Source organism: Pedobacter sp. (genome assembly GCF_035317785.1).
Lineage (GTDB): Bacteria > Bacteroidota > Bacteroidia > Sphingobacteriales > Sphingobacteriaceae > Pedobacter.
Genome location: NZ_DATHGC010000381.1, coordinates 1 through 22378, shown reverse-complemented (window position 1 = coordinate 22378; position 22378 = coordinate 1). Strand labels below are relative to the sequence as shown.

Sequence of the window (22378 nt, the reverse complement as noted above, 5' to 3'; positions counted from 1 at the left end):
CTTGTATGTGATTAAAAACAACATCAACAGTAAAACTTTTTACAAAAGCTTTTTTCTGGCTCCCCAGTGTAAATACCCCTACTATAAATATCGCCAGGCCAAGAAAAATAAATATTCCTACTGTTATCTTACGGCGATTGTCTGATGCCTGCATAATTTCTATTGTATAAAATTGTAATCGTAAAATGGTTTTACCCGTTCATCACTGGTATTGAATACTTCTTCAAAAGTGCCCTGACGCTCAAATTTGCCATCCAGCAGCATGGCTACTCTGTTGCCAACTGCCTTAGCGCAGGTCAGGTCGTGTGTAATGATGATAGAACTGGTATGAAAGCGCTCCTGCACTTCGTTGATTAAGCTATTGATCTCTAAACAGGTGATAGGGTCAAGTCCTGCGGTCGGTTCATCATAAAGCATGATTTCGGGCCTGAGAATCAGTGTTCGCGCGACACCAATTCTTTTCCTTTGTCCGCCTGATAGTTCTGATGGCATCTGGTTGATGGTATGCAGCAGGCCAACGGCATCCAGCATTTCTTCGACCGCACTGTTTACTTCGCCTTTTGTCAGTCTTCTCTGGTTGCGTACGAGCGGGAATTCCAGGTTTTCTCTTACAGTCATGCTGTCGTAGAGGGCGCTGTTCTGGAATGAGAAGCCAACTTTAAGCCGTAATGCCAGCAATTCTTTGTAAGTGATGCGGTCCACATGCTGGTTCAGGACCAATACTTCGCCCTGGTCGGGTGTGAGCAGGCCAACTAAGATCTTGATCAGTACGGATTTTCCTGTACCGGATTTTCCCAGTACCACAAGGTTCTCCCGTTTGTTCAAATGCAGGTCTACGCCTTTGAGTACATGGTAGTTGCCAAAAGATTTATACAATCCTTTGATCTCTATTACTTTTTCGGGGCTGGTTTGTTCTTTTGTCATAAAGGTTATGTTCTGAATAAACCAAAGAACTGAACGGATACGACTTCTTCGATGAAGATGAGGAACATACCGATCACCACTGATGAATTTGCTGCTTTACCCACGCCTTCAGTTCCTTTAGAGGAATTGTAGCCCTGGTAACATCCTACCATGCCAATGGTAAAGCCAAAAATAACGGCTTTGACGGTCGATGCAGTAATATCCAGGAAAGTAATGGACTCTAAGGAAGACTGAAAGAATAATTTTGCACTAGTGCCTTCACTCATTGATACATTGAGCAATGCACCCAGCATACCCACCATTGCAGTATAAAAGGTAAGAATGGGAATGGTTATAGTAGCAGCCAGCACCCTGGTGCTGACCAAAAACTTAAATGGGTTTGTTGCGGATACCTCCATGGCGTCAATTTGCTCAGTTACCCGCATGGATCCAAGCTCTGCGCCGATGCTTGAGCCTACTTTTCCTGCTGCGATCAGCGAGGTCAGGAGAGGAGCAAGTGTCCTCAGCAATGCAATTCCGACAAGAGAGGGAAGCCATGAGGTGGCACCAAATTCAGCAAGGGAAGGTCTGGATTGTTTGGTAAATACGACACCGGTGATAAAGCCGGTCAGCGAGATCAATGCCAGTGAACGGTAACCGATGTCATAACATTGTTTCATCAGCTCCTTGCCCTCATAAGGCGGAAGGAAACCCTCCTTAAAGAAACGGCCCATGAACTGAAAAACATCACTCAGTGTCATAAACATCCTGGACAGTTTGCCCGGGCGCTTAACTTCTTCGTCTAAAATTACAGGATTATCAGTCTTATTTTTCATGCAAAGGGCTTTCTTCTCATACCGTTCAATTCAGGATCTTACTTGGAGCGAACGCAAACACTGCCTAGCAAACCATGAGCCATAATTGCGCAAAGTTATTTACTTTTTTACATAAATAGTCAGGATGTTGAATTTTTATGATTTGAAATGAAATCCTTACATCCAGAAAACAAATCTATCCTTATTTACCTCCGGGCGGACAATAAGTCTGTAAAAATTTAGTGTAAGTTAATGCCAGGTGCTCAGAAGTGCCCGCTCCTTCGCTGATGCTGTGCGTTCTGTTCGGATAAGGCATCATTTGAAATACTTTCCTGTTCTTAATCAATTCGTTAATCAGCATCTCCGCGTTTTGGTAATGCACGTTGTCATCGCCGGTTCCATGGATATACAGCAAATTTCCTTTTAAGTTTTGTGCATAGGTAATGGGAGAGCCTTTGACATAAGCGTCTGTGCTCTTTAAAGGTGAGCCCATATATCGCTCCTGATAGATGTTGTCGTAGGTCAGCTGATTGCCTACTGCTGCTATTGCTATACCTGTTTTATAGATCTCAGGATACTGGAACAAGAGGTTTAAGGTAGAGGAGCCACCGCCGCTCCATCCCCATACGGCAACACGGTCTTTATCTATAAAAGACCATTCCAGAACTTTTTTAGCTGCCATGGCCTGGTCGCGGATGTTAAGCCTGCCTATATTCTGGAAAATGCTTTTGCGCCATTCCCTGCCCTTAGGCGCAGGAGCGCCTCTGTTTTCAAGGGAGATGTAGACATAGCCATCCTTAGGCATGTCACCGGCATAAAGTCTATTTTGGCCAGCACCCCAGGTATCCGTCACCGTTTGTCCGGCGGGTTCTCCATAAACATAGAATACCACCGGATATTTCCTGGTCTGGTCAAAATTGTCCGGCTTTTTCATCCAGCCGTCCATTTCAATTCCATCTTCTGTTTTTATTTTAAAGAATTCTACTTTATTTTTTGGCGGCCTGATCCTGCCCAGCTGATTGGTTATGCTTCCTTCCATGGTAAGCGGGTTCAGTGTAGTTAATTTCATCCATTCCTTTATCGGGGGAACTGAGGCAGTCTGGTACGTGTGACGGGCAAATATGCCGTTTGGAGAAATTTCATAAGTATGTGTGCCGGGCAGAATAGAAGGGGTGACCATTTCAGGTTTTCCACCACCGGACAGTTTGGTTTTGTAAAGGTATTTCTGAGTAGCATTTGCGGGTGAGGCCATGAAATAGACGATGCCATTTTTCTCATCTGTCATGGACTGCTCTATGACATCATAATCACCCTTGGTAATCAGTGTCTGCTTTTTACCGTCCTTGCTGATCCTGTACAGGTGGCGCCAGCCGTCTTTCTCGCTGGACCATATGAACTCTTTTCCTTCCGAGAGCCAGTCCCAGCCTTTACCTGCATCTATCCATGCTTTATCGGTTTCAGAGTAGATATTACTGATGTTTCCGGTTCCGGCATTGGCAACATAGAGTTTGCTTACATTTTGCTCCCTGTTTAGCTGCTGCAATATCACCTCATTGGTATTCGGGATCCAGTCCATTCTGGGAATGTAATTCTGTACCTTGTCGCCCGGAACATTCAGCCAGCTGGTTTTAGCTGTCGCGATGTCAACGACTCCCACTTTGCAGGAGGAAGGGTCCTCACCAACTTTAGGATATTCCACGGGAATGGTATAGGAATAGATAGAATCAGTGTTGTCGATCATCAGAAAGTTCCTGATTTTGGTCGCGTCAATTTGCCAGTAGGCAATGGATTTTCCGTCAGGACTCCAGCGGAAACCGTCCCTGCAATCAAATTCTTCTTCGTAAACCCAGTCAAAGGTGCCATTGATCAGCCTGTCTGTGCCATCCGTGGTCAGTGCTTTGGTGGTTTTAGCCTCCAGATCATCTACATATAAGTTGTGTTTACTTACGTACGCTACTTTATTACCATCCGGAGAGAATTTGGCGAACATTAAAGACGATGCCGGTTTTCCTTTTCCGACCTGGGTGATCTGATTGGTTTTCAGGTCAGCTACATAATAATCTCCGCGGGTCTCATACCGCCAAACTTTCTTACTGTTTGTATACAGCAGTACCCTGGTGCCGTCTTCAGAGATCTGGAAATCTTTGAAACCGTTTAGCCCGCTGTTTCCGCTGCTATAGATCAGGTTCCGGCTTACAATGGTCTTACGGTCATTTGCCGGCAGGGTAATGGAGACCAGTTCCCCGGCAGAAATCTCATAATAAGAATTGCCATCTTTTGTCCATTTAATGTCCTGTGCCGCTGATGGCAGTGACAGAGCGGCCAGAAGGACGAATGCGAGTTTAAAAACGATGTCTTTGAAGTTCATTTTCAGAGTTCTATAAATTGCTGATATACAGTTTGGAGGTATGCCTTAGCATCATTAAGGACATGGGCTGTTCCGCCTTTATCCTTAGGGTTGCTGTTGTACAATACCATTTTTCCAACATTGTCAAAAGTAACACATTGTTTGTTATTGAGGAAACCCATGCCGTTGTCCCAGCTAAAAAAAGCAAAAGGCCTGGTGTAGGGGTTCAAAAGATTTTTGCTCCAGATGAATTCCGGTGCCGGGATGTTGAGTTGTCCGAGTATCGTAGCGGCCACGTCGGCCTGACTGCCCACATTTGTGAATTTCTTTCCTCTGAACTCATCCTTTATTACATCTCCGTAAAATAAAAGCGGAATATGATAACGTTCTGGTACAAAAACATCAACCCTGTCCTTAGGCAGCACATGTCCATGGTCAGCAATAAATACGAACAATGTGTTTTTGTACCAGGCTTGTTTTCTGGCGGTATTCAGAAATGCATTGATGCAGGAATCGGTATAGTAGGCCGTGCTCTTAAATTTGGCTTTATTATCAGCTGAACCAAACCTGGGCTTGCCAGGCAGTACATAAGGTTCGTGATTGGTGAGGGTAAGTGTAGTGGAGAAAAAAGGTTGCTTTTCCCGGTTCAGGTCAGTGAGCTGCCGTTTAAACACATCTTCGTCAAACTGCCCCCAGGGGGATTTTCCTTTTACTTTGAAATCATTCCTGTCTACGAGCTTTTGATAATCGTGGCTCAGTATAAATGCTTTGTAGTTGTCAAATTCAGATTCCCCTCCGTAAAAGAAAGAGGTATTGTATCCGTTTTTGAATAGGGGTTGTGACAGGCCCGGGAGCTTTTGCAGTTTGTCCGGCCATTTTACAATACTGCCTGCCGCCAGTGTCGGGAAACCCGCCAGTGTGGCCATCAGGCCTTTGTCGGTACGGCTTCCGGATGAATAGATCTTGCTGAACAGCACACCTTTATTGATCAGTGTATCAAAGTTTGGGGTAATGTCTTCTTCGTTTCCCAGTGTTTTGGTCAGATCAGCTGTAAAACTCTCTATGATGAACAGCACCACATTGGGTCTGTCTGTTTTTAGGATATGGATTGTGCTGTCCTTTGCAGGTGTGTGCAAATCTTTTACGTATTTGCCTGCCTGCTGGCTGTTAAAATATAAATAAGGATTGCTGCTGGCTTTGCGTGCTGCGAGGGCGCTGGAAAGCAGGTTCCATCCGGTATTTACCGCGGCATGATTTAATACCTGTTCTTTAGAAAAATAAGCCATACTCTGGTTAATCGGCGAACCGCCCAGACCGCCCCTCACCAGCAGAAAGGTTCCGGCAAATAAAACGGGCACCGCAAGCAGCCTGAGCCAAATCGAAACGGCTTCAAATGTTAATTTCCTTTGCACCACCCGGTGCTGTATTACAAAACCCAGGACCACAAGCATAGCAAACATGGATATGGTCAGGGCAATAGGAGAGGATGCACTTGAAGCCAAAGCCTCATTGGGCGTAGAAATGGCAAAACCAACTGCTTTAGCATTGATCTTGCTGCCCCATTCCCGGTATATGTTAAAATTGACAACTGAAATGATGCTGAACAGCACAATAAGTACCTTGTTGTAAACGGAAAGCCATTGCAGTTCTATAATCTTTCGTCCATTGAGCAGCCAGTACATATAGCTCAGTACTGGAACCACTACAATATAGGCCGTCATGGACAGGTCAAGAGGTATGGCATGGTAAAAAGTCGCCGCAATCTCAGAAAATGGGATCGTGGCTATTTTTTTGGAGTTGATCAGCAGGAATATAAGTCGGTCAACAAAGAAAAACAACTGCCAGAAGAGGAAATACCTGATAAAAAAGAGTAGGCTTTTAAACATTTGTCCGTTTACTGACCACCCCCCTGCATCGCTTTGATTTCATCCATCGTTTTTAATTCGTAGCCTTTAGGTATTTCCAAAGACAATGGCGCGATCTTTTCTTCTTTAAGGTTTTTTAATGTAAGTGTAGATTTCACTCCGTTCTGGAACATGGTGAATTTTACTAATGTTCCTTTTACATCCTTAAAATCGTCTTCTTTATATCCTTCAGGAAGGTCAAAGTCTGTGGTCGACCATAGCTCATAGGCAGCACCGTTACTGTCTTTGTAAGTGTATTTTTCTGCATCATAAATACCTACTTTTTGCTTTTCGCCGGTTGCCTTAAAATCAGAAAATTTAGGCGCACCTTCTTTGCTTTTGTCCATATCTTCCTTGCTCATCTTCACCGCAAACTGTTTTTGGGCAATAGGCACATCTATCAGCAGCAATCCGGTCTTTGTGGTTTTATCTCCAAGGATCTTTATAAGCGCAGGTCCCTGGCTCAGTTCTACCTTTGACAGATTGTCCTTAAATCTTACTATAGTTTCCTTAGGTAAAACAGCGGCCATTGGCTCTTGTTCCGCTGTTAGCGAATATTCAATTCCATAAGTGAGAATACCTTCGGTGATCTTTTTCTGTGCCTGGGCAATGACGGCGGCGCTGATTAAAATGGCAGCTAATACTCCGGTCTTGATTGATTTAAACATGTTATGATTTTTTAAGTTTATCTGATTATAAGGGTTACCACTGTAATTTTTCCTTTGATAAAAATGCATTGATGCCTTTTTTAAAATCCTCGCTGTCCCTGACCCTGGCATTGATCTGTACGGCCATGGAAAGGCTTTTTTCCAATCCTGGATTGGTGGTCAGGCCTATGAGCTGTTTTGTTACCATTAACGAGTTAGCTGAAGTTTCAGTACACAAATTTAATGCAAATTCTTTCGTTTTTAGATGAATATCAGCTTTGTTTGTTACGCAGGTAATCAATCCATATTCCAATGCTTTTTCAGCAGAGAAAAGCTCACCGCTGAGCAATATCTTCTTTGCAATGGTTTCGCTGGTCTTGCGCAGCAGAAAACAGGATACTATAGCGGGAACAAAACCAAGCTTGACCTCTGTATAACCAAAACTGGCTTCGGGTACTGAAAAGATGATGTCGCAAACAGTTGCCAGTCCGCAGCCACCGGCTATGGCATGACCCTCAACCTGCGCAATCACGATCTTGGGCAGGTAGTAAATAGTGGTAAACAGGCGTTTCAGGTTTTCAGAATCGGCAAGGTTTTCTTCAAAAGTATTGTGCTGAAGCTGCTGCAGATAGGCAAGGTCGGCCCCTGCGCTGAAGGCGGGGCCATTCGCATTTAAGATGACTATTTTTGCTTCGTCATCCTCAGAAGCCCTGATAAAAGCTTCGGTCAGAAGGGATACCAGTTCTGGATTTAAGGCGTTTCGCTTCTCCGGCCTGTTTATCGTAATGGTAGCTATTCGTTCGGTGACAGTATATAAAACAAGGTTTTCAGTCATTACCGTTTGTGTTTTTATCGAATTACTATTGGATCAAACATAAATAAAATTGTTATTTAATAAGGATTATTTGCAGGATTATTCTTGTTTTAACAGAATCCAGTTTATCCTTTTCAATTGATGCTGATCAATTGCCGGTTTAATAAAATAGTGGAAATCCCTTTCATTGGGTTTTTCAAAAGTGATCAGCGTTATTTCCTGCCCGCAAATGAATCCACTGCTTATTTGATTACGGATTTTAAATGCAATCACTTTTTTTTGTTTCAGCACTATTAGTTTATCCATAAATAACAGTGACTGGAAGCACAGCAGGAATGTCAATGACGCAAACAATAAGCGCTTGCTGTAATGCGAAAGCGCTAAAATAAAAAGGCCAAGTGTGATGCAGAGCATCATGAGTTCTGCTTTGCTGATCCAGATACCTGATATCGTTGCATGAGGCAAATCGGAAATCTTCGATAAACCAGAATTGGTAAAGTTGATCAGCCATTCAAAAGCGCGGCCCGGTGCTTCTATTCTGAAAATCAACAGGAAGATGCCAAGGTACATCAAAAGTGCCGCAGGCAGTAAAATAAATAAGTTGCTGATCAGGAAATATACCGGAAACTGGTGAAAATAGTATACACTCAACGGATAAGTGATCAGCTGTGCCGCCAGGGAAATGGCCACGGCAGTCCATAGTTTGTTCAGCCATTTATTTTTAATATGCAGCCAGTTTTCAATTTTGGGCTGCAGCCATATTAAACCCAAAACCGCCAGAAAAGAAAGCTGGAAACCTATGTCCCAGATCTGGAATGGATTCCTGACCAGCAGGATAAACGCCGTGAAAGCGATGATGTTATAACTGTTTGTCTTTTTGACGAAGGATTTAGAGACGATAAATACAGATATCATGAGGGCAGATCTTAACACAGAAGGAGAGAAACCGGTTAGCAGAGCATAAAACCAGATGAATGAAAGGATAAAGGCCATTTTGACCGCCATAGACCAGCGCTTCCGGTCAAGGAACTGTAACAGCCAATTGAGGACTGCAAAGACAATTCCGACATGCATCCCTGAAACAGAAAGCACATGTATGGTACCTGTTTTGGCATAAATATTCATGGTCTCCCGGCTCAGTTCAGATTTATAGCCAAGGATCAGTGTTGAGGCAAATGCAAAAGCATCGTCATTCTTAAGGATCTTTCTGTAAAAATTTACCTGTTCCTTTCTAAGTCTCAAAGCAAAGGCGACAACTGGGTTTCCGGTATCTCCCCTTACTTTAATTAAATCCGCCTGTTTCAGAAAGGTCTGGTGATAAATGTTCTGCATGGCCAGCCATGATTTATAATCAAATTCCGAGGAGTTGTAAGGCGGGGCGATTTCTTTGAGCTCCGCTTTAATGATCAGCTCATCACCATAATTCAGGACAACAGGACAGGCGGGATTGACTTTAACAGCGACCATCAGGTTACCTGAAACAGCGGCTGCCGCCGGTTCTTTTTTATCCCTGCGCAGATTGTCTGATGGATTCTTATAAGTGTTGATTACAAGCGACTTAAATCTTATAATATTATTTTTATATTGAGGTTCATCACTTACCCTTATTTTTAAATACGGGTATCCTTTATTGTTGGCAAAATAATCAGGTTTAATGGACTGCTGATGAAATACGCAGGACAAGGAGCCCAGGGCAAACCAGAAGAAATAAAAAGCCAATCCTACCGTGCCCTTAAAAAGGTAGGCTTTCAATTTCAGGTAATATAGATTAATACTGCCTAAGCACACAAACAATAGCAGGCAGACCAGCGCACAGGTCCAGAGTAATTGGATACAAACAAATGGGTAAGCGACAAGAATACCCAATGCATAAGGAAGCAGAATCTTTACAAAAGGAATTTCATGGCTGTTCATCAAAACTGGTACCTCAGCTGAATGCTAACATCAGATTTGCTGCGGCCGTTGATCTCATCCAGACCTGAGCCAATCGTTTCCACGTCCTGATACAAATAGACGGCGTATCTTGCCCAAATGTCCATTGACTTGATTAACCTGTATCTTATATTCAGGTAAGCTCTGATGCCCTTGCCATTGTAAGCCCCTGAGCTTGCCCCGTAAAGCACATTGTCTTCATAAGCATAAATGCGGCTGTCATAAGAAGGAGTGTGGAAATACGCAAAGCGCAGGTTGCCGGAAAGCAAACCCCTGGCAGGGTTATAATCTGCATCTTGAAAGATCAGAAAGCCATATTCGTTATTCCTGCCAGCCTCTAAGTCAGGATTTCCTTTCTGATAATTAGACATTTCTGCACGCTGGTGACAATTAAACGTCTTATTGATCTGCCAGTTCCAGTCCAGTCTGAAGCTTTGTTTTTTTACCCTTTCCAGCTGTTGAGATTTACTGGCTGCATCCGGATTTTGCTGCTTTATTTCCCTTTTATACCTGATCAGCGCTTTAAATCTCTTGTTTGGTGTAAAGGCCGCCTGTCCGAGCAGTTCATACCCGGAAGAAGCAGAGTCTACCCTGTATTTTAACCAGGGGAACCTGAAGTAATCGCTATAAGCTGAAAATGTCCATCGCCTGGACGGCATATAATTCATGCCCGCATAAATGCCTTTTTCATTACTGATCTCCGTCGCTTCACCGACGCCGTTGCTGAAGAAGTTGTGGTAATTTCTATCATAATTTCTATGCAGTACTACGACCGATACTTTTGAAGACAAACTGGCCAGTGCCCCATTTATAAAAGCCCATCCGCTGTACAAGCTATGTGCCCATTCCCCATAAAAATAGCTGTTTCTGAACGTATAATTGTAATGAAAGCCGGTGTTGATCAAATGCTTTCCCCTAAATCCGTATTTGTTATACAGCTGGCTTCCGGTCACAAATTCATGCTGATAATCAGATTTGTAACCAACCAGCCCAATATTCAAATGATCAGCGGTGTATTGCAGCACCGAGCCATAAACCAGCTGTCCCAGGCTTTTCTGATTTTTCAGCTCCGTTGCCGTTCTGTGCAGTCCGCTGATGTTTATGTTTTGAAGTGTAGGGCGTCCATCAGCCGGATACTTTAAAGAAGCATCCAGCTTTCTGAATGAAACAAAAGAAGTAAGGTCAATATGAGGGAAGAGCCCGACAGTACTTGCCAGTCCCCGGAAAAAAGAGGCTTCATTTGAAGAATTATAGGGTCGCAGGCCGATATCCTTACTCGCTACCGAGGTCACATCGGGACCTTTCCCAAAAGAAAAGCCCGACCACAAGGTTAATCCCTGTCCAAATTGGAGACTATAATCACCAATAACCAATTTTTTTACCCTGCCCGCTTTATTAAGAGAAATGTGGAAGGACAAGTGGTCAGTTCCGGTCTTTCTTCTAAGGAGGTATTCTCCGGCATCTTTTTCCGTAACAAGCGCTGCCGACAGGAAATCACTGTAATTGTATTTATATCTTAGTAATAGCTTGTCAGGAGTGCCCAGATACCTGCTTCCAGGCAAATCGGTAAATCCTTTTTGTGTTTCCAGGATCCGTCCGTACCTGAGGATCAGGTCATGGGTGCCTTTAGCGTACAGGTTTGGGAAATTCAGACCGGATACATCTGAAATCATACCTGTGGTTATAAACGGGAGCAGCCGGTTTATCGTTTGCAGGTCAAAGCCGTCTATGGCCTGAAGCTCGAGTACATTGGCGAGCCTGCCGGCATTCCTGATGTGTTCAAAGAGATTGCTGATCTGCAAAGGCGACAAAAATACCAGTTCTTTTAATTGTGTGTGGCTGGCTTTGTTCAGGTCTATAGGGTGTTTAAGATGACAGTTCAGGCGCTCGCTCAGTTCAGACAGGTCGTAATCATCCGCCAGATTTTCTGCCAGACTTTCAATAATGTCTTTTACAGGATCGCGGTCCTGCGCTCGCAGACCAACAACCCAAAGCGTTAAAACGCTGATCATAATTAACCGAACTCCTTTTGACATAAACTGGCCAAAGAGCTGCAATTTTCAGCAAATAAGTAATTAATTATCCGGTTAAATTAAAACACGTTGAATATCAGGGGGGTAATATTTACTGCTTCAACGAATAATAACGGCTAGATCTCTTCGTTGAGCTTTAACAAGAAGTCTTTTAGTTTTTCAAGGGAAGCAATGATCTTTTGGTTTTCTTTTACCTCACCGCTGTTATTTTTTAAATGTTCTTTAGCGCCTTTCAGGGTAAACCCTTTATCATCTACCAGGTGGAAGATCATTTTTAAGTTTTCAATGTCTTCCGGAGTGAACAGGCGATTGCCTTTTTTGTTCTTTTTGGGCTGCAGCACGTCAAATTCTTTTTCATAGAACCTGATCTGTGAAGCATTCACACCAAACATTTGGGTCACTTCGCCCATCGTGAAGTACATTTTATTGATTTCCCGTTCTTTGTATGGCATGATTAGGGTTGATTATTAGTGTTTTACAGCTTTTATTTAAAGTATTCAAACTTAAATAAAGTTATGCAAGTATTAATGATTCAGAAAAAAAAATTAACATTTTCATGCAAATTACTTTGGCACACGCCAATAAGTGCATCGTTTATGTAAGGCCATCTTAGCGAATTAATCCAATAATATGCTAATTTTGTTCCTTTAATCAAGATAAAGATGACAGCTAAGGAAATCAGACAGGCGTACTTAAAATTTTTTGAATCCAAACATCACCACATTGTTTCATCAGCACCCATAGTCATTAAGAATGACCCTACGCTTATGTTTACCAATGCGGGAATGAATCAGTTTAAAGACCTGTTCCTTGGCGAATCCCCTGTTAAATATCCAAGAGTGACTGACACACAGCGTTGTCTGCGCGTATCGGGCAAGCACAATGATCTGGAGGAAGTAGGTATTGACACCTACCACCATACCATGTTTGAAATGCTGGGCAACTGGAGCTTTGGCGATTATTTTAAGAAAGAAGCCATTGCCTGGAGCTGGGAATTGCTGACGGAAGTCTATAAAATCCCCAAAGACAAGCTATATGTATCCATTTTTGAGGGAGATGAAAAAGAAGGTTTGCCGAGAGATACGGAAGCTTTTGAACTTTGGAAGCAATATGTGCCCGAAGAACGCATTATCCTGGGCAATAAAAAAGACAACTTCTGGGAAATGGGCGATACAGGACCCTGCGGGCCATGTTCGGAGATCCACGTCGACTGCCGCCCGGACAATGAGCGTGCGCAGGTAACAGGCAAATCATTGGTCAATGCCGATCATCCCCAGGTGATTGAGATCTGGAACAATGTATTTATGCAGTTTAACCGTCTTAAAGACGGCTCACTGCAGCCGCTGCCTGCACAACATGTCGATACAGGTATGGGATTTGAGCGCCTGGTAAGGGTTTTGCAAGGCAAATCGTCCAATTATGATACCGATGTTTTCCAGCCGCTGATCCAGTTTATTGCTCAGCACGCCCGTGTCGCTTATGGTGCTGATGAGAAAACAGACATCGCAATGCGGGTTATGGCAGATCATATCCGGGCCATTTCATTCGTCATCGCAGACGGACAATTGCCGTCAAATAACAAAGCAGGTTATGTGATCCGAAGGATCCTGCGCCGTGCGGTGCGCTATGCCTATACCTTTCTGAACCTTAAAGAACCCTTTTTAAACCAGCTGGTACCTGTATTGGCCAAACAGTTTGAAGGGGTATTTGACGAACTGCTGCAGCAGCAGGATTTTGTACAGAAGGTAGTTTTGGAAGAAGAGGTCTCTTTTTTAAGAACTTTAGCTACGGGCATACAGCGCTTTGATAACTATACTAAAAAGCAGGGCGAACTGCTGATGGCGGAGAATGCAATTGAACTGGAAAAATCTTTTGAAGACCAGTGGGTACACAGCATTTTGAAGGACCAGATGGTGATCTCCGGAGAGTTCGCATTTGAACTTCAGGATACTTATGGTTTTCCGATTGACCTTACCGAACTGATGGCCAGGGAGAAGCGCTGGTTTGTAGATATGGATGAGTACGGCAAAGCATTACTCAAACAAAAAGAGCGCTCAAGGGCGGCAACAGCCATAGACACCGGAGATTGGATCCTGGTAAACCCTGAACTGGAAGTGGAATTTGTGGGTTATGATGATGTAGAAGCTGAAACAGAGATCATCAAATACCGCAAGGTGGTTGCCAAAGGCAAAGAACAATACCAGATCGTCCTCAGCAAAACCCCTTTCTATGCGGAGAGCGGAGGTCAGGTAGGAGATACCGGCCGCCTGGAAGACCATAGCCGCATGTTCTTTGTAGAGATCACCGATACTAAAAAAGAGAACGGAGTTATTGTTCACTATGCCGATACCCTTCCCGGCGATGTAGAAGGACTGTTCTGGGCGGTGATAGACGAAGACAAACGCCTGCTTTCGCAGGATAACCATACTGCAACCCACTTATTGCATGCAGCCCTGAAGAAGGTACTTGGCAATCATGTGAACCAGAAAGGTTCATTGGTAAATCCGGATTACCTGCGCTTTGACTTTTCTCATTTCGCTAAAGTAACTGACGAAGAGCTGGCTAAAATAGAGCATTTGGTCAATCAAAAGGTAAGAGAGAACATTCCGCTTAAAGAACAGCGGTACGTACCTTACGATCAGGCCATTTCAAGCGGGGTGACTGCTTTGTTCGGTGAGAAATACGGCGATTTGGTGCGCATCATCACTTTTGACGATCATTATTCAAAAGAGCTTTGCGGCGGTACACACGCGCAGGCAACCGGGCAGATCGGTTATTTTAAAATCACGGCTGAAAGTGCCGTTGCAGCAGGGGTGAGGCGTATAGAAGCCATTACGGCTGATAAAGCAGAGGCTTTTATATTAGACCAAAACAGAGAACTTAACGAGCTCAGAACTTTGCTAAAAGGCAATAAGGATTTGAGTATCGCTGTTGCGGCCTTAATAGAAGAAAACAACAAGCTTAAGAAAGGAGCAGAAAAAGCAGTAACAGAGCATTCCGCCAATCTTAAACATGAGATCGTGCATCACCTTAAAACCGTGAACGGGATTAACCTGATCGCTACGCATGTCGACCTGCCAAATGCCGACGCTGTTAAAAACCTGGCTTATGCGGTTAAAGACCTTGTAGACGAGCTTTTCCTGGTGTTTACTACCTTAATAGACGACAAACCAGGCATCACTGTCATGGTTTCAGAAGACCTGGTGAAAGACAAGGGTTTAAACGCATCCAATATTGTAAGGGAACTGGCTAAAGAGATCCAGGGCGGCGGTGGCGGACAGCCATTTTATGCTACAGCCGGAGGTAAGGATCAGGATGGACTTAAAAGCGTGCTGGTAAGGGCAGAGGCACTAATAAATGAGCTTCCCGAATAACGCTAATTTGTTTCCCGATCCAACACAAATGTGAGCAGCCCAGCCACATTTGTGTGTTCATTTTGCTGATCATTCTCAGATAACCTAAAACCAAGTTTCTCCAGGAGTTTGACAGACGGAGTATTGGCTTCTGCCGGAAAACCAATAATGCTTTTTGCTTCCATTTTATCAAATCCGAACCTGGTCACACATTTAATGGCCTCAGCTGCAAGTCCTTTGCCCCGAAATTCAGGCAGCAATTCATAGCCGATCTCAGCTGTTTCCCCCTGGATGTCAAGATTCCATAAGCAGATGGTACCGATCAGTGCCGGATCTTGCTTGTACGAAATTGCCCAGTAAACGGACACATTTTCAAAGACCAGCTTTTCAATCTTATTGATATGGGCAATCGCGTCATCAATGTTTAAAGAAGGCACGATGCCTGTCAATGCAGCCACAGCTAAATCTGAACGTAACCTATAAATTTCAGGAGCGTCACTCAAGACCAGCTTTCTAAGCACCAAACGGTCCGTTTCTAATACCGGGAACAGGGAGAAATCAGGTGCTTTCATTTCGTAGGGCTTGATAAAGGAACTTCAATATAATGCTCTACTATTGGAAAGGGATCGTAATAATTGTGCAGCAGCGCCTTCCACTCTTTATATACTTCCGATTGCCGGAATCCAATGGTATGTGCTTCAATAGTTTCCCATTCAACCAGCAGTATGTATTTATTATCTACCTCAACGCATTTTTGGAGGGTATGACGGATGTAACCGTCAATCGAACTGATGTACTGCTCGGCTGTTCTAAAATCAGCCTCAAACTGATCGGCCAGACCGGCTTTAATGTATAGGATCGCGACTTCTAATACCATATTTCATTGCCTTTAGTCAAACTTAGCAAAATTATTTCTTCGTCACATTGATCTTATACTGGAAGCCCAGCAAAAAGTATCTTTTTAAGATCTCCTGCTCATTGGTTACGATAGAGTTAGCACCAGCGTACCTGTTTACTGAGATATTCTGGTTCAGCAAGTCAAAGCCAGAGAGTTTGAGCTGTCCTCGGTCCTTTTTGAACATAGCAAGCGTCGCATTCGCATGCATGAGATGCGAACTCTGTTGAAAACCCGGCTGCACGTTCGGGTTGTAAGTAAAGCTATGAGTGACCTGAAAACTCAATTTGCTGGTCGCTCTGATGGTAGCAGCATCATAAATCGTATGCGAATAAGTTTTGACAGCACGGTAATCCAGATCTTCGTACTCTGTCAGATTACTGCTGAAATAATAATTGAGGTTAAACCTCAGGGCAGTTTTATAATTTACAGACCCCGCAGCAATCACAGAATAAGCATAAGTATGCTGAGTACCCTTGTCGCCATTTAAGAAAAAGGGCACCCTGTTCAGACTGGGGCTCAGACTAACAGAAAAGTTTGCACCGATCTTTTGGGGGTTTCCCAGTTGCTTACCTATGCCGGCAGACGCTTGAGCATAAGTACTCGCATCGCTGTTAATCATAGTTGTTGTAATAGCACCATTGCCATCCAGCACATTTTGCTGTACAAAGCTGTTGGTCTTGCTGTTCATATACAAATAACCATTTATATTGAGCTTTTTGGCGGTGATGTATTTAGAAAAATTGAGCGACAAATTGTGCGACCGGGTCGGCTTCAGGTCAGGATTACCCACAATTTTATACAGCGGATTGATTTCCCTGGTAATGGGCTGCATATCTGCAATAGCAGGCTGGAGATACCAAACATAATAATCCAGGTAGAAATTCTTTGCGTTGATCTTCAGAGACGGCAGCACTACAAAAAAGCGCTGCTTCCTGTCACTGATATTGCTGTTGAAACGATTGATCAAATATTGAAACTCACCATCCAGGCCGAACCTGATTTCAATATTTGTATTGAGCTGGTAAATTACCTGAGGCTTAATGTTTTGAATATAAGTATGGCGCGTCAGATCCGTACTTTGCCCGGGTATAAAATCCTGATACCTGCCCGTGCCCGAATTCCTATCGTACAACAGAGTTCGATCCATAGCATCGTAATACCTCGTATAAGAGAATACATCCACAGTCAGTTTTTTAGTAAAAGGATAAACATAACTGGCTTCCAAAGCAGCCTCGTTTTTCCTGCTGTTATAATCGGTATACCGGTCAAACAACCTGGACGGTTGAGCAGCAACCAAAGAAACCAGGTTGTCATAATTGTACCTGTCTGCAGTGCCGCTAACCAGGGTTAAAGAATGTCCGAAATATAACACTTCCCCCTTCTTCCTGAAGTTATGGAAATAGTTAAACCAGTGAGAAAAACTCCTGCTCAGCACCTTCTCGTTGCTATTGATTGTAGAATTACTGAGCATTGGGTTCTGTGTATTGAACCTGCTCACATCTGTAAAATCCATATTTCGCTGAGGTGTATACTCAAACACCGGCTGATACTTAAAACTGTTGGCTGTATCGGGCTTATATTCAAAGAGGCCCTCCACAACATTGGTATGCTTGCGTTTCCTGGTCCCGCTGGCAGCCGAAGAGGTCAGCAGTGTACTGTCGATAGTTTGCTCAGTCAGCGACTTGCCCATTGTCCTGGAACTCGAGTTCACATTATAATAAGCAAGATTAACCTTCAGCCTGGTCCCATAGTCATTATTGATGTTTATTGCGTTGCTGAAATTATTGACAAAGCCGTTTACATAGTCCCCGTAGAAGTTTCGCTGATTGACCCGGCTGCTGCCCGATCTTTGAAAGCCACCCAACTCATTAAGATCACCGTAGCCATACCCCCTTGTATTTGAGTTTCCGGCAGAAGATATCAGACTAACCTGCAGCGTATCCCTGAATGTACTGAATATACCACCAACATCGTACCTTTCCCGGGTTCCCGCGCCAGCATAGACCTTTCCTATCGTGTTTTTTTTGATCGCAGATTTTAGTTTCAGATTGATGATCTTTTTCACATCGATCTGGCTCATTTTATGAAGCGGGTCATCGTCCCGGTCATCATAAACCTGGATCTTATCGATCATATCCGCATCCAGGTTTTTTGTAGCCACTGTACCATTGGCACCAAAAAAAACCTTGCCGTTTACCAATACTTTACTGCTGCCAGTGCCATTGATCACAATGCCGCCATCCATGTTGACCTGGACACCCGGAAGCAGCATCAGCAACTCTTCTACAGTGGCATTTGGCCTCGTCTTAAAAGCTTCCGCATTAAACTCTATGGTATCTTTCCGCATCACAACAGGCGATCTTTCTCCTTTTATGATCACCTCATTCAGACTTTTGCCCGATAGAGAAATCTGGCCGAGATCGTTAGCTTCTCCCGGTTTGAGGTCAAGTATTTGCCGGTAGGTATGATACCCAATGTATGAAATGATCAGCTTGGTGCCCCGGTTAACCGGCAGACCGGTCAGTTTAAACAAGCCATTCTTTTCGGTAATGGTGTAGGCCACAAGGGAGGTATCTTTGGCATTGACGACCGCAACCGTTGCAAACTCCAAAGGTGATTTCGACAGCGAATCAGTCACGATGCCTTTGAGTGAAGCTTTATTTTGAGCAGAAGCAAACAGGCAGGCTGCCGTTAAAATGAGGAGAGCGAGAAGTGTTTTCATAAAAAAACAGCCGTCTGGGCGGCTGATGTGTATTTGGTTATGTGCAAGTTTACAGAAATTTATTGGCTTTTGTAAACTGAATAGCGATCCGGAACAGGACTTATGCTTGGTTACAATTTACTAACCAATTCTGCTATCCTGTTGGAAATGCCCACCTCGTTATCATACCATGCCACGACTTTCACCATTTTTCCAATGTTCTTTGTCATACTGCCATCCAAAATAGAAGAATGAGTATTGCCCAGGATATCAGCAGATACCAGTTGCTCTTCTGTATATTCCAAAATTCCTTTCAGTGAATTTTCTGCATAGTGCTTAAACAACTCATTCAATTCCTTTGCAGAAACTTCTTTCTTCAGGTTGATAGATAGGTCAACAATCGAGGCATCAATTACGGGAACCCGGTAAGAATAGCCATCCATTATGCCTTTCAGATTGGGCAATACCTCTCCTATGGCTTTGGCAGCACCGGTTGTGGTCGGGATAATAGAGTACGATGCCGCACGGGCTCTGCGCAAATCCTTATGGGGGGCGTCCTGCAGGTTTTGGTCTGCAGTGAAAGCATGAACCGTAACCATATAGCCCGATTCCACACCAAACTCTTTATCAAGGATATACAGTAACGGCGCGATGCTTCCCGTAGTACAAGACGCAGTAGAATAGATTTGATCACCACCAATCAGTTCGTCATTTACACCGTGAACAATGGTTTTTACACCTCCTGTAGCTGGTGCGGTGATCAATACTTTTTTTGCGCCTGCATCGATGTGGGCCTGTGCCTTTGATTTATCGGTAAACCTGCCTGTAGATTCTATGACCACATCAATATTCAAAGCTTCCCAGGGTAGCTTTGCAGGATCTTTTTCACTCAGCAAGCGTATTTTCTTTCCGTTTACAATGATGTTTTCACCATCTTCAAGCACTTCACCCGGGAAACGTCCATGCGCGGTATCGTATTTCAAAAGATGGGTCAAAGTCTTGATGTCAGTCAGGTCGTTTACAGCTACAACCTCTATTTCCGGTTTATTTTCTAAGGCGCGAAGCGTCATCCGGCCAATACGGCCGAATCCATTAATTGCGATTTTCATTTTTATTATTTTTAAATTTGAATTTATGTTAGGGTTACCTCTGCTAAAGAAGTCCTAAAAGCCCTCCGGTAGTCAGAAGGGGTAACCATTAAGTGACGTAAAAAAGTTCTTCTCATAGATACCAGGCCACCCAGTCCACATTTTTCGGCAATCTGTTCCAGTGAAATATCGGTGTCTTCCAGGTATTTGCGCGCAGCTTCTACCCGTAGCTTCTCCATATATTTAGCAGGAGGGATGCCTGTTTGTTTGTGAAAGACCCTGGTGAAGTTTCTTGGGCTCATGTTGAGGTGATCTGCTAACCGCATGATGTCCAGCGGTTCGTGCAGGTGTTCCGTAACCCATGGTCGCAGTTTCCCGGCAATGTTGAGGTGATCATACGCAGGCAGCAGGTTACCGAATTGAACCTGGAAACCCGGCCTGTTGAGGTAAAACACCAGCCTCCGGGCCACCTGCACAGCGATTTCTTTTCCATGATCTTCTTCTACCAGAGCCAGCGCCAGGTCTATTCCTGAAGATACACCACCCGAGGTGTAAATCTTGCCGTCATTGATATAAAATGGATTGGAATCTACCTGGATCAGCGGATAGTTTTTCTGCAGCAGCTCGCTGCGGTTCCAGTGGGTGGTCGCGCGCTTGCCGTTTAGCAACCCCGCTTTGGCGAGGGCAAAAGCGCCGGCGCAGATCGAGCCAATCCTGCGGGTGCTTTCATCTATTGCAGCCAGCCAGGTGTAAAACGCTGCATAGTCAGGATCATCGAGGTTCTGAATGTTATTGCTCCCTGCAATCAGTAAGGTATCAATTGGGGTGGTGATTTCCATCACGCTGCGCGTGCAATTGATCTCAATTCCAACAGAGTTGGTTACCCGCTTGTTGATGGTAGGTGAAACGACAAGAACCTCATAACCAGCAGCTCCTTCTTTGAGCTCAATAATTTTATTGGCACTGTTAAACACATCGGCAGGCCCGGCGAAATCAAGCAGCAAGTGCCCGGTCATTGCGACTATTACGACTTGTTTTTTTGTCTGAGCTTTGCTAACCGATAAATCTTCCTGATTCATAGATCAAATTTACGGAATAAGAAGATAGGCTCAAAGGACATAAATTATACAATTCAGGCCATATCAGGATGGCCTGAATTAATTTTTTCATTTTCTTTGTTACTTTAACGCATTCGCATCGCCAGGGTATGAATAGTCAGCAGTTCCTCCTGATCAAGCTGATCAAACAAACGTTTTTCATGTAAATCAAATGAGCGTCCCGGTTGATGATTAAGACCTCCTCTCTGATCGCCGTTGTGAAAACACCAGCCCCCTGCACCGGCCTTCTTTGCACCAAAAAGATCATTTACATAATCCTTCATCAACGGCTGCCAGTTTGAATAACCCCGGCGAAATGGTTCCTGGTAGTGAACCGGAACCAGCTTTCCCATGCTTTTCATCCAGTCAAGATAATCCCTTGTCTTAGCAGCCGTTTCCGACGCAGATTCTGGTGTTCGCGGGCGATGCGGACTTATAAAGTCTACCTCAACCAGGTTTAGATAAGAATTCAGGTCATCTCTGTTAATGTCATTACCCGCCGAGGCGGTAATCAGCAGGTCCGGATAAAGCGCTTTCGCAGTTTCCCGCATCTTTTTGAGGTCCTTAAAGCTGACAAACCGTGAGTCGCCAACGTCCCGCTCATTGGCCAGGTCCAAATACCAGTTCTGATAAGATTTGAGTCCCGTTACGATCGAGCGCACTGCGCGCTCGTGTGCTTCTGTGGTTTTTAAAGAACGGCCGTTTGTATTGTTGCTGTGCGCAAGGGTAACATCTACGACAATACCAGCCTTGTCACATTCCTGCACGATCCATTTTAGTTTCTTCATGTACAGCTCTACAGGGTTTCCATAGTCGTCTATGGCACTGATATCGCTCGCTGATCCAGGCCAGTTCGCCCAGATGCGGATCCAGTTGAAACCATTCTTTTTGATATCGGCCAGGTCTTTTTGTATAAACGATTCCTGCGCACCCAATGCCCCGTAATAACTGATGCCGTATAAAAATACCGGCTTGCCGTTTAGTGTAAACGCGGTTTGGTCAATGCCTAGTTTTGTTTTGGACGTAATAGGGGAAATGGGATCATCTATAAATACTGAAGTCCATGATGGGCGGGTATCGTCATTAGTCAGGATAGAATAGGCCCTCACGTTCCTGACATACTGCTGTCCTTTTTTGATGTCCCAGATTCCCCCGTACTTTTGACCAAGATATTTTTTGAATGGATGTACGGCAAAGGCCTTCCAGGCAGGGGTTTCTGCGGGGAGTTTCCCCAGACTAATTCCTTCGCCGTCTACTGCGTAAGATCCTCCCTGAAATATGGCTGCAATAATGGGGAGATGACTGTCAAAGGCACGCACAGGAATGACCTGCTGCATATCATCTCCTATAGAAAGATGCAGCACAACATCCGCACCCATTAACTCAAGGCACCTGATGCTTTCAGGAAACCACATGTCTGAACAAATGCTGATGCCATATTTTACCCCTTCAAGTTCTATCAGCTTAAACTGATCGCCCTGTGCCCAGCCCCACCAGGTTTGTTCGCCAAGATTGGTGTGCACTTTACGGTATTTCCCTTTGAAATTTCCTTTGCCGTCGATCATGAACGCAGTGCTAAACAATTTTTTACCGGCAGATTCTACTAGCCAGCCTACGAGAGGTACGCCGGTTTTTAATGCCAGTTGGCGGTAACGTTCATACCAATATCCCTTACCGGGGATTTGCTCAGCGATTCCATTGATGACCTGCTCTGAGGGATAATCCCAGCCTGAAATGGCATACTCAGGGAAACAGATCAGGTCCGGTGTCGGTTTAGCTGCAGACGCCTCCGTAGCGAGCCTTTCAAAAACCCGGAAATTTTCCTGCAAGCCGGGGTTTCCTTTTT

Annotated in this window: 16 protein-coding genes; 1 reads left to right on the top strand and 15 read right to left on the bottom strand. The window is 44.2% G+C overall.

The features are described from left to right. Nucleotides 1-159: 159 nt before the first annotated feature. From VK541_RS23995 to VK541_RS23955, 9 genes are all read right to left on the bottom strand, one after another. Nucleotides 160-924 (bottom strand): ABC transporter ATP-binding protein, encoded by a 765-nt coding sequence (locus VK541_RS23995; protein WP_324373141.1) that lies wholly within the window; start codon nucleotides 922-924, stop codon nucleotides 160-162. Between the two features lie 5 nt (nucleotides 925-929). Continuing rightward, complete coding sequence (locus tag VK541_RS23990; RefSeq protein WP_324373140.1) at nucleotides 930-1739, bottom strand: ABC transporter permease; 810 nt, start codon at nucleotides 1737-1739, stop codon at nucleotides 930-932. A 181-nt stretch (nucleotides 1740-1920) separates the two neighbouring features. Continuing rightward, nucleotides 1921-4086 carry a S9 family peptidase gene (locus VK541_RS23985; protein ID WP_324373139.1) on the bottom strand — a complete coding sequence of 722 codons (2166 nt, stop codon included), beginning with the start codon at nucleotides 4084-4086 and terminating at the stop codon, nucleotides 1921-1923. Nucleotides 4087-4088: 2 nt separating this feature from the next. After that, nucleotides 4089-5951, bottom strand: a complete 1863-nt coding sequence (locus VK541_RS23980; protein ID WP_324373138.1) for an LTA synthase family protein — start codon at nucleotides 5949-5951, stop codon at nucleotides 4089-4091. A gap of 8 nt (nucleotides 5952-5959) precedes the next feature. After that, complete coding sequence (locus VK541_RS23975; protein WP_324373137.1) at nucleotides 5960-6637, bottom strand: hypothetical protein; 678 nt, start codon at nucleotides 6635-6637, stop codon at nucleotides 5960-5962. Nucleotides 6638-6671: 34 nt separating this feature from the next. Beyond that, the gene (locus VK541_RS23970) at nucleotides 6672-7451 is read right to left on the bottom strand and encodes an enoyl-CoA hydratase/isomerase family protein (protein ID WP_324373136.1); all 780 of its coding nucleotides are present in this window, start codon (nucleotides 7449-7451) and stop codon (nucleotides 6672-6674) included. Nucleotides 7452-7529: 78 nt separating this feature from the next. After that, nucleotides 7530-9344, bottom strand: a complete 1815-nt coding sequence (locus VK541_RS23965; protein WP_324373134.1) for a ComEC/Rec2 family competence protein — start codon at nucleotides 9342-9344, stop codon at nucleotides 7530-7532. Continuing rightward, complete coding sequence (locus VK541_RS23960; RefSeq protein ID WP_324373133.1) at nucleotides 9344-11374, bottom strand: helix-hairpin-helix domain-containing protein; 2031 nt, start codon at nucleotides 11372-11374, stop codon at nucleotides 9344-9346. Before VK541_RS23960 ends, VK541_RS23965 begins: the two co-directional genes overlap by 1 nt. A 137-nt stretch (nucleotides 11375-11511) precedes the next feature. Next, nucleotides 11512-11847 (bottom strand): MerR family transcriptional regulator, encoded by a 336-nt coding sequence (locus tag VK541_RS23955; RefSeq protein ID WP_324373132.1) that lies wholly within the window; start codon nucleotides 11845-11847, stop codon nucleotides 11512-11514. Between the two features lie 210 nt (nucleotides 11848-12057). Between VK541_RS23955 and alaS the strand changes: the two genes are divergently transcribed. Then, nucleotides 12058-14769 (top strand): alanine--tRNA ligase, encoded by a 2712-nt coding sequence (gene alaS / locus VK541_RS23950; RefSeq protein ID WP_324373131.1) that lies wholly within the window; start codon nucleotides 12058-12060, stop codon nucleotides 14767-14769. A gap of 2 nt (nucleotides 14770-14771) precedes the next feature. Here the strand turns inward: alaS and VK541_RS23945 are convergent, their stop codons facing one another. The 6 genes from VK541_RS23945 to VK541_RS23920 all read right to left on the bottom strand — a co-directional run. After that, nucleotides 14772-15320, bottom strand: a complete 549-nt coding sequence (locus VK541_RS23945) for a GNAT family N-acetyltransferase (RefSeq protein ID WP_324373130.1) — start codon at nucleotides 15318-15320, stop codon at nucleotides 14772-14774. After that, nucleotides 15317-15625, bottom strand: coding sequence for an antibiotic biosynthesis monooxygenase (locus VK541_RS23940; RefSeq protein ID WP_324373128.1), 309 nt, complete (start codon nucleotides 15623-15625; stop codon nucleotides 15317-15319). The genes VK541_RS23945 and VK541_RS23940 overlap by 4 nt, the downstream gene beginning before the upstream one ends. Before the next feature lie 31 nt (nucleotides 15626-15656). Further along, entirely contained in the window at nucleotides 15657-18368 is a 2712-nt protein-coding gene (locus tag VK541_RS23935; protein ID WP_324373127.1) for a TonB-dependent receptor, read from the bottom strand. Nucleotides 18369-18478: 110 nt separating this feature from the next. Further along, the gene (gap, locus tag VK541_RS23930; protein WP_349254771.1) at nucleotides 18479-19462 is read right to left on the bottom strand and encodes a type I glyceraldehyde-3-phosphate dehydrogenase; all 984 of its coding nucleotides are present in this window, start codon (nucleotides 19460-19462) and stop codon (nucleotides 18479-18481) included. Between the two features lie 17 nt (nucleotides 19463-19479). Beyond that, the gene (locus VK541_RS23925) at nucleotides 19480-20514 is read right to left on the bottom strand and encodes a GlxA family transcriptional regulator (protein WP_324373123.1); all 1035 of its coding nucleotides are present in this window, start codon (nucleotides 20512-20514) and stop codon (nucleotides 19480-19482) included. Nucleotides 20515-20618: 104 nt separating this feature from the next. Further along, a partial coding sequence (locus VK541_RS23920; RefSeq protein WP_324373122.1) for a carbon-nitrogen hydrolase family protein occupies nucleotides 20619-22378 on the bottom strand: 1760 nt, incomplete at its 5' end.